The sequence below is a fragment of the Microbacterium sp. Mcb102 genome (assembly GCF_024519805.1).
Classification (GTDB): domain Bacteria; phylum Actinomycetota; class Actinomycetes; order Actinomycetales; family Microbacteriaceae; genus Microbacterium.
This window is the reverse complement of sequence record NZ_JALJRG010000008.1, coordinates 274,240-283,148: the sequence shown is the minus strand read 5'-3', so window position 1 is coordinate 283,148 and position 8,909 is coordinate 274,240. Positions and strand designations below refer to the sequence as shown.

General features: G+C 62.3%; 7 protein-coding genes. 3 read left to right on the top strand and 4 right to left on the bottom strand.

The genetic code is table 11. The features are described 5' to 3' along the window. Positions 1-453: 453 nt before the first annotated feature. The 4 genes from OC372_RS18500 to OC372_RS18485 form a co-directional block, all read right to left on the bottom strand. Positions 454-912: a hypothetical protein gene (locus tag OC372_RS18500; RefSeq protein WP_262003589.1), complete on the bottom strand. Its 459-nt coding sequence runs from the start codon at positions 910-912 to the stop codon at positions 454-456. Positions 913-1,006: 94 nt separating this feature from the next. Further along, on the bottom strand, positions 1,007-1,897 hold the full coding sequence (locus tag OC372_RS18495) for an SOS response-associated peptidase (RefSeq protein ID WP_262003587.1): 891 nt from the start codon (positions 1,895-1,897) through the stop codon (positions 1,007-1,009). An 848-nt stretch (positions 1,898-2,745) separates the two neighbouring features. Then, positions 2,746-2,985, bottom strand: coding sequence for a hypothetical protein (locus OC372_RS18490; RefSeq protein ID WP_262003584.1), 240 nt, complete (start codon positions 2,983-2,985; stop codon positions 2,746-2,748). Positions 2,986-3,056: 71 nt separating this feature from the next. Continuing rightward, positions 3,057-3,968 carry a PGN_0703 family putative restriction endonuclease gene (locus OC372_RS18485; RefSeq protein ID WP_410054876.1) on the bottom strand — a complete coding sequence of 304 codons (912 nt, stop codon included), beginning with the start codon at positions 3,966-3,968 and terminating at the stop codon, positions 3,057-3,059. A 125-nt stretch (positions 3,969-4,093) separates the two neighbouring features. Here OC372_RS18485 and OC372_RS18480 point away from each other — a divergent pair, with 125 nt between their 5' ends. Genes OC372_RS18480 through OC372_RS18470 form a run of 3 tightly spaced genes read left to right on the top strand, consistent with a single transcriptional unit; the run spans position 4,094 to position 8,897 of the window. Continuing rightward, positions 4,094-4,993: a DNA-methyltransferase gene (locus OC372_RS18480; protein ID WP_262003580.1), complete on the top strand. Its 900-nt coding sequence runs from the start codon at positions 4,094-4,096 to the stop codon at positions 4,991-4,993. 20 nt (positions 4,994-5,013) lie between these two features. Further along, positions 5,014-6,939: an AAA family ATPase gene (locus OC372_RS18475; protein WP_262003578.1), complete on the top strand. Its 1,926-nt coding sequence runs from the start codon at positions 5,014-5,016 to the stop codon at positions 6,937-6,939. Continuing rightward, entirely contained in the window at positions 6,936-8,897 is a 1,962-nt protein-coding gene (locus OC372_RS18470) for a hypothetical protein (RefSeq protein WP_262003576.1), read from the top strand. Before OC372_RS18475 ends, OC372_RS18470 begins: the two co-directional genes overlap by 4 nt. The last annotated feature ends 12 nt before the right edge of the window (positions 8,898-8,909 follow it).

Genomic DNA, 8,909 nt, shown 5'->3' with positions numbered 1-8,909 from the left:
AGACACAGTGCTGCTCAACGGCAATAACGGTGCTGCTCAGAAGACCAACTACTCAATCAGATGAACTCGAAAGCATACCGTGCCGTTACTGCCTAGCTGACAGTAGGGCAGAGGCCCCGGCGCGATTAGCTCGAACCGAGGGATGTGCTTGTGCTTGCCCACGTTCTTGGGTTGCACTGTATATCGATGTTTTCGACGAAGGTCTCTCTCCCCAAACAACCTGTCGATGATGGCTCCCTGCAAGGTCGTAGGGGAGGGACACGCAACCCGGGGGCTCAGACCCGCTTGTGCACGGCGCGTCTAAATTGCCGTAGCGAGAGAAGCGCCCAGGGCTCGGCCGCTGATGACTGTGACCACCGTGAGGATGACAGCGCACGCCGTCATGAATATGACGACCCTCATTGCATGGGCGCGTCTCAGGCCTTCGGTTGGGTGCGCTCCGCGCCAAATCGGTCACTCAAACGACGGCTTCGACCACTGCGGGCCGAACGATGCCAGCGAGCCCAGAGCTGAACGGCGTGCTCGACCCCGTAGCGCGGCGAGGACTCGGTGGTCCTCTTGCTCGGCGAGCGTAATCTGCAGCATCGCCTCGGCCAGCTGCACATGCCGGCTGAGGAACCAGAGGACACCAAAGAACAAGAACCCTGTAGCTGTGACGAGACCGACGATGATGAGTACGCTAACGGACCGCACTGCGGCTCCGCCGACCGCGGCGGCCAGTGCTGATATCGCCGCCACCAGGGAGAATCCAAAGACCGTCGCGGTAACAACGTGCATCAAGGATGAGGCTTCTCTTGCCGCGAGTGCGAGGTTCACATGCCCGATGTGAAGAACACGGTTCTGGCGAGCGAGCTTGTCCTGCAATAGGGCCAGGAACTTCGACTGTTCGTCGGTGTGGCGTGTGAGCGTCATGCTCGCAGCCCTCCGGCTCCCACGGACATTCGTACGGACGCCGGTTGAGACCGGACGGAGCCAGTGCAGCCGGGGGCTCAATTTCTCGTACTGGCTAGCGACTCGTGCGGAAATCGGTGATGGCGTCGTCCTCGGTGTCGGGATAGCGGTACGTCGCAGGCAGCTCCACAGTCAGGACTCGTCCACACCCCCGACAGCTGAACCCATCCGGGGCATCGTGCATGGCGGTTCCGCACTCTGGGCAGGCGGGTGCGCTGAAATCGGCGTCTAGGGTTAGAGCTCCGTTGTCCGGGGAGCGAGGGGCGATGAGGCCGGGGTCACTCCCATTCGCGGTGCGAACGTTGTTGACGCGACGGTCGACGACGTGATGGCGAATCGTGGAGGCGACGTCGGCCGACCCGTGGTCGAGTATCGCGAGCAGTTCCGTCTTTGCGGCGCCCACCACCTTGGTGGGGGTCAGCCAGGCCTCGAGTGCATCTGGAGTCAGGAACGCTGGCATGCGGTCATGGACCTCCCCACCGGCGTCTCGAGCTTCGCGGGTGACGACGACGAAGCAGCGCGACTGCTGGCCACTGGGGAGTGTCATCGACCAGGTGAGCCCTGCGGCTGAGAGCAGACCATCGCCGTGAAGGAAATGCGGCGTCTTGTCGCCCGGTTCGCCCGTCCACTCGTAGTACCCGCGCATGGGTACCACGCAGCGTGCCGCCGAGAGCGCGGGTGCCCAGAACCCGGTAGAGAGCTTCTCGATGCGTGCGTTGATGATGGGCCCGCCGCGGGGTCGGTTCTTTGGTTTCTCCCAATCCCACCGGACGCGTTCAAAGAGACGGCCGTCGCCGCGGTCTCGCACAATGACCGCATCATCGGTCGGGGCGATGCTGAAAGACCCGTGCCACTCGGCCCACCAGTCCTCAGGCTTGCCGCCCTCGCTGACGTACTCGCGGATGAGTACGTCAGTCGTGGCGTCCATCGCAAAGCGTCCGCACATGCTGCGACCTTATGCCTGATAAGCGGGAGAGTGCGAGCGGCGTTGCGCTGCGGAGTTGCATCGACGTGCGCTGTGCTCGCGGTAATGAGAATGAGTGTGGGTTCGTCGGGCCACTAGACACTCTCTAGCTCGCCTGCCTCAATCAGCACACCTCGCCGAAGGAACGCGTCTGGGACGAGCGAAGGGTCTGACTTGTAGGTCAACGGGAGTGAGGACCGTTGGGGCTCCCACTGCTCGTCTGGGCGACCGATTGCCTCGCGGACCCATGTCGGCGGAGAGACTCTCGCCTCCTCGAGTCGTAGCTCGACAAGTCCTGCGATGGCGTCGTCCCAACGCGATTTCGTGGATTCCGGCGGCTCGGCGGTCAGCGACACACGCGTCGGAGCGCCTACGGCGGCGAGGTCGTCGCTGAGCTGCATGAACGCTCGGTAGGTCCTGCTCGCGTCCCCAGCTCGCACCCACTTTGCGATGACTGAGGCATGCACACGCGCCGAGCGTCGGCCTTGCGTCTCTGTCATCTGTCCTCCTGGGGCAAGGCTAGCGTCGCCGCACGGCACCCGCCCACACCCACACGTGATGCACGTTTCCCGCCGCATCGGCGTACTTCAGGAGGACGGCCTTGTCTGTGTAGGCCACGACCAGCGCATCCAGGAGCTTCGTTTCGTCGAGGACTACGCGGTGTCTGACCCATGCGGTGACGGGGATTGGGGATTGGTCGAGGTCCCTTCGCCGCCCGGTTCCGCGCACCTCATCGACGCTGAGCGAGATTGGAGTTCCACGGCGCTCGTAGGCGTTTGCGACTTTCTCAATCTCGCGTTCGATGCCTTCGCTGTATCGACGATTCTGCGTCATTCGTACGCGGCGATGAAGGCCCACTGATGCGCCGTGCGCTCCACATCTCCCACGACAGTTCTGTGGTCGACGTCACTGCGCATGGTGAACCGCCATGTCGCCCAGAGCGCACCGTTCGTTTCGTTCTCAGTTGGGCGGTCGATGACCCGCCAGCGCTCGCCCCGCCAGACCAGGCGCGCGGGAGTTCCGGTCTCGTCCGTCCATAACTGGATGTCTTCGCGTGTACTGGTCAGCATGGAGCACTCCTCGTTCGAATAGATGTTCGATACTACGTGGAGTTGAAGCGAGTGTCGATGGGGTAGAGGCTTCAAGGCAGGTACCGGGCTCGGAGCTGCTGAACGGAGGATGAGCTCGGGCCGCTCGACTCCATCGCATTGATGAGCGCGTCGAGGGTAACGAGGTGCACGGAATCCGAACGGGAAAGTGTGCCGCGGTAGCTCTCCACGTGACTACCCGCCGAAACATCATCAGGGTGACACGCGACGAGGAGAGTGCACCGAACATCCTTGTCGGGATGGAGAACCTCGGCGGACCGTTCAGTGAGTGCGTGCACGCGAGTGAGCTGGTTGAGCTGCGGGGTAACCAGTCGATTCAGGGGAGCACGCCAGGGCGCCCTTGTGCGGGCGAGTTCCTGGTAGCGAGGGTTGCGGTCAAAGGGGACGCGTCTCGACGAGAATCGGTCTGCAAACTTCAACTCGAATGCGATAAGCTCCGGCCCAGCTTCGCTTTCGACTTCGACAAGGGCATCGACGATGGTGTGGTCATTGAGGTATGTGCTGAGGCGGCGGGGCGCGTACTCGAGATGAATAGCTTTGACCGACTGAGCGTCAGTACGCCCGAGCCACAGATTGGTCGCTCTGACGGCCCACTCCATATCGCCCCCGAACTCCCCGAAGAGGTTGAACAGCAGTGCCTGACTGCTCGTCATATTCGTCGTGATGCGCGTCGGGTCAACTCCCCAGCCGAGAGTCTTGCGCTCCATGTACAGACTCTGCGCGGTTGCGCTTGTGAAGTTGTATCCGGCTGCGGCGGCCTCGGCGTCGAGGATTGACCCCAGCGGACGTCCTTGAGGAGTGCTTCCCCATGTCGGGAGCTGCAAGACCTCCGCCCGATACCTGGCCTGTTCGATGCGCAGGCGTCGAGCGAGTAGCGAGTCACCAGGGACGTAGACAGGACCCCATGCGGCCGGTGTCACCGACCCAGAGTGCGGCCCGCGCATAGTCGGTGAAGTCGTGATGTCAGACCTCCTCAGTACTGTCGCGCATGGCCCCGCCAGCAGTCTGCGGGAGCGGCGTGGGAACCCTGGAGAGGGTGGGCACGCATTAGCCTAGGAGTAGCCAGCATATGGAACACATCAGCAGGGAAGACGACGTGAGTGATGCCCCCGACGTTCGCGGCGCGAACGTACACGCGGAAGGAACTCGCGATGCTCAGCAGTGGACCCTTCTTCAAGGTGACTGCCGCGAGCAATCGTCGCTACTGACCCCAGACAGCGTGGACTGCGTCGTTACGAGCCCGCCGTACTTCTGGCAGCGGGACTACGACGTTGATGGCCAGATTGGGATGGAGGAAAGCATCGACGGGTTCGTGACGAACATCGTCGATGCAATGGAAGCTCTGAAGCCAGCTCTCAAATCCACCGGGACGCTGTTCCTCAATCTCGGCGACACGTACTACAACGCCAAAGGGCGGCCCCACGGCACTGACCCCAAGCATCGCAGCCGTCGCATGTCGATGCTGCGTGCTGTCGATGGGCCCGGGCTTGGGCTTCCTCGAAAGTCACTCATCGGCATTCCATGGCGCGTTGCGTTGGCCATGCAGGAAGCCGGATGGACGCTTCGCAGCGACATCATCTGGATGCGGAAAACCAGCATCCCTGAGCCAACGGCAAAGGACCGTCCGTGGCGTAAGTACGAACACATCTTCATGTTCTCGAAGAGCCCGAAGTACTTTTTCGACCGGGCAGGACTTCAAGGCGAAGAGGACGTGTGGTACATAGAGCCCGAGCGAAACTCGATAGCTCGAGGCACGCACTATGCCCCTTATCCGCGAGAACTCGTGCGTCGCTGCGTTCGGATTGGATGCCCCGAGGGCGGAATGGTCCTTGACCCGTTCGTCGGCGGAGGAACCACGATGGACGTCGCCCTCGATGAGGGACGAAGCGCAATTGGGATTGAACTCAATCCAACTTTCTGTGACCACATCGCGGAGACACTGAGTGCCTCTTCGAAGGGCGTGGCATAGCGGTTCGGTAGAGTGCCGGTGTGCCTTACGCTTCACCGGAGTTGCTCGCTGCCGCCGCAGAAGACCTTGCCGGCAGTCATGCGCTGACAATCGTCACGATTCCTGCGATTCTTCACGCGCTCCATCTTGGGGAGGGTGCGACCAGCGGAACTGCAACGCTCACTCCAATGATTCGCGGGTTCGGAACAAGACACGAACGTTGGGCACTCGAAAGCTTCCGCCTGGCGGACGGCATTAGCCCGTATCTCGCCGTTTGGGCTAAGCCTCCCGTCTTTGTGAAGGAAACGTATGCCGGGTCCACTCTGCAGCGACAGCGGACACGCGACTCCCTGGGGTCTGGCGTGTTCGACGTGGTCCGCGAACCGGGCGGCGCAAAGAGCGTAGGGACGTCGTTGCGGCTCAATGCTGCCGATGCTTTGCATGACGAAGGCGTGAAGAGGGTTTCTCGATTCAGCCTTGCTGTGTGGCTTGCGCGGCACGAGGACATGACGGAGCTGAGCGACTATCTGGACTGGTTCGATGCGAACGTACCGGTTTCCGCAGTAGGGCTGGACGACTTCTACGTGCCGGGCATCCCTGACTACCCCAACGAACTGGGGCTACTTGCTGGCCCGTTTTGGCAGGACGAGCCAGAGAATGACGACATTCTCTACGCAATCAAAGACATCGCCCCGGCAGCACTGCGCGCTGCCTCGACATCAGTACCGGTCCTCGTCGAACAACTGCAGCAGAGCGCTACGGCACGATTCGACCTCTTTCGCGAGAAGGGTGCCCAGTCTGGCAACGACACCGACTCGGAGACGGAAGACAACGTGAAGACAAACGACGAGGCTGAGTCGACCACAGGTTCGCTCGCGTGGACGAAGGACGTGTCTCCCATCCCGATGCGTGGTGTGGACGTCTTGCAACTTACCCAGGCCGTGCTGGACATCTTGGAGTCCAAGAACATCGCACTTCCGGATGCAGCGAACCTCGTACGTCGCTGCGTCTCCGCCTTACTCGTCGGACACCTGGTGCTGCAAGGCCCCCCAGGCACCGGCAAGACCACGCTGGCACGAGCCCTCGCCTCGGCGTTTGAGGTGGCCCTTCAGGAGAGCACCGCCACCAGTGAGTGGTCCCCTTACCAGGTTGTTGGTGGGCTTCGCCCGGGCCCGGACGGCGGGCTCAATCCTGCGTACGGTCACGTCACAGCCGCCGTACTCGCCTGCGCAACAGTGGTCCGAAACGACGAAACCGAGTCCGATGAGGGTCCGCAAGCGACGTGGCTGCTCATCGACGAGTTCAATCGTGCGGACATCGACAAGGCGATTGGGTCGTTGTATACCGTGCTCTCATCGGTGAGCCCGGACAACCTGTTGCAGAGCCCGCTCGACCTCTGGTTCGAGCAGCCAGGTCGGCAGCTTCTCTGGGTGCCCGCGCGTTTCCGCATCATTGCATCGATGAACGACCTCGACACCAGCTTCGTCAATTCCATCTCCCAGGGACTCATCCGCCGTTTTCAGTTCATTTCGGTGGGCGTGCCCGACGCGTCCGACATCGATGCCGAACTCAACAACGCGCTGGGAACCGCGCACAAGTGGTTGTTGGACACCTACTCGGGCTCGCTCATCATCCCGGAGCTGGATGAGCTCACTTCCCAGCTATCCCCGCAGCTTGACCATGCGCGCGCCTTGATTCCCGCTCTCCGGCGTCCCCAAACGGCTGCTGCAGGATGGCCGGTCGGGACAGCGCAGATTGTCGACCTCTTCAGAGTTACCGCCCTGCAAGCTATTTCCGGGCTGGACGCGACCAGCGCCTTCGACTGGGCGGTCGCAGACCGCATCGTTCCCCAGATGGCGTTGCTCGATGAACTGCAACTCAGCAACGCCGCTAGCGTCCTCACTGACCGTGCGCTGGGGAATGCTGCACAAGCGGTACAGCAGCTCATCGACCCCCACGCGACATGACTCTCGCGGTCGACGTAGTCGAGAACACAGATGAGCCTCGAAGCGGGCAGTTTACCGTCGAAGGGCGTCGCGCAGCTCTGGCGGGTGCGCTCCCGATGCTGGGCGTCTACTTCTCGTTAGGCCACGCATCGACCGACTACGACGGCGCGGCGGGGGCGGGCGCTGCGGACGAAGCAGACCCCGCTTTGCCCGGCCTGCGCTTGCGTGTAGCCATCGCCTCGGGGCGGAAACTTCTCGAAATTCTCGCCGAGGCTCAGCGAGAAGCGACATTTCGTTACGAGAGTGTTCGGGCAGAACAAACAGGTCACCTATCCGGGGTTCTGGACATCAACCGCTGGGTGACACGCCCACACGGGGGCGGCGGTGACATTTCGTTCCCCGTCATTGACGTCGCTCGCGGCGTCAACACGCCGGAAAACATCCTTGGCGCGTACGCCGGGCTCTGGGTTGTCCGCGAGCTGCGACACGCAGCCACCAGGGCCGCAGCCGCGGTGAATTCGACGGACTACCACGTCGCCCGGTCTTTGGCCCGCAGAATTGAGAGGGACCTGCAGCGCGCTCCCTTCGGGGGAGTTGAGAAGGCCGCGAGAGCAGTCCGCACGTCAGCCGGCGTCACGCAGCTGGTCAGCACGGTGAGAAGACGCGTGCGTCGCCGCGAGGTCGCGAACCCGCTTCCCTTCGTTCGCCTAGCTGACTGGGTAGCCAGCAATCTCTCGGGTGAGCCTGTACTCAGTGCAGGTGACCTTGACGTGGCGGCATATGACGAGACGTTTGACCCTAAGCTGTTCGAGCTGTGGTGTCTTCGCCAGCTTGCGATACGTCTGTCGGTTGCGTTGAACGTTCCAGAACCGAAAGTGCGACTCAGGCGACGAGGTACACCGGTGTTCGAGTTCGCCATGTTCGCGGGCACGGTGCGGGTCTACTTCCAGACGTCGATTACGCGCATCGATGCGGCCCGGTCCGCTCGCTGGCATACTTCGGACGGAGCGCCGCTAGGCGGAATTCCGGACATCGTAGTCGCCGTCACCCCACGTGGGGCCGAGTCAATGCGGCTCGTCGTCGTGGACCCGAAACTTCGACGACGTCATCGGCCCCCTGCCGAGGAACTGTACAAGATTCTGGGCTATTTCGAGAACTTCGAGGTGCATCCGCCTCGTGGGGCCCTACTCACCTACACCACCAGCACGGTGGCTCCGGCCCCTGTTGCGTTCGAGGACAAAGCCCATGGTCAGCTCGTCTGGGCGGCCCTGAATCCAGCAGCTGATGAGGATGCCTCGGACGCGACCTTCGACGCAGTGGTCAACGTGGTCCTAGATGCCCTGGGATTCGAGCCACCGCTAGGGGGTAGCGCGACCGATGAAGAGTCCACAATTGGCGCGGTACAGGCCGCGTTGGCCACCTGGGCAGCAGGACACAGCGCGGACATCGCGCCGAGTTTGGAGCGGATGCGGACGCTCATCGGCGAGGACTGCTGGAAGAAGCTCCACGCCGAAGAGCGCACCATGCTGGCTACCGCAGACACGCTAGGACACCAGTTAGACAGCGCGGGAGATTTCAGTGGCCCCGTGATTGGGTTGTGTGCCGCATTGGAGCACCTGCTTCATCGGGTTACCTTTGCCCAGGCCTTCACGGAGGCGGAACTCCAAGCGCCCGCACAGCGCTACTTCAAGACGTTCGGTGGTCAAATCCGCGGGATACGCGAGGCAAGCGGCGAAAATCTTGCGAGCTCGCCTCAGCTAAGTGCTCACATTGCGGCAGAAGGCTTCGCTGCGGCAGACCTTCTGGCGCTGTGCCTGCCAACCGGTGACCTCAGTATTCTCAACACACGCTGGCGCATCCCTGCCGCGCATCGAGACGTGATGACGCAGCGAGAGTGGCGCGCGGCGTACTCCATGGTCGTCGGAAGCGGGCAGCTGCTCGTGCGAACAGTTGGGGCCTTGACGACCGCCACACCTTGAGCAGAGATTCTT

Bases quoted from the DNA above. Each gene is read 5' to 3' on its own strand.
- OC372_RS18485 (WP_410054876.1), bottom strand. From the start codon at position 3,968: ATGCGCGGGCCGCACTCTGGGTCGGTGACACCGGCCGCATGGGGTCCT.
- OC372_RS18480 (WP_262003580.1), top strand. From the start codon at position 4,094: ATGGAACACATCAGCAGGGAAGACGACGTGAGTGATGCCCCCGACGTT.
- OC372_RS18470 (WP_262003576.1), top strand. From the start codon at position 6,936: ATGACTCTCGCGGTCGACGTAGTCGAGAACACAGATGAGCCTCGAAGC.
- OC372_RS18490 (WP_262003584.1), bottom strand. From the start codon at position 2,985: ATGCTGACCAGTACACGCGAAGACATCCAGTTATGGACGGACGAGACC.
- OC372_RS18495 (WP_262003587.1), bottom strand. From the start codon at position 1,897: ATGTGCGGACGCTTTGCGATGGACGCCACGACTGACGTACTCATCCGC.
- OC372_RS18500 (WP_262003589.1), bottom strand. From the start codon at position 912: ATGACGCTCACACGCCACACCGACGAACAGTCGAAGTTCCTGGCCCTA.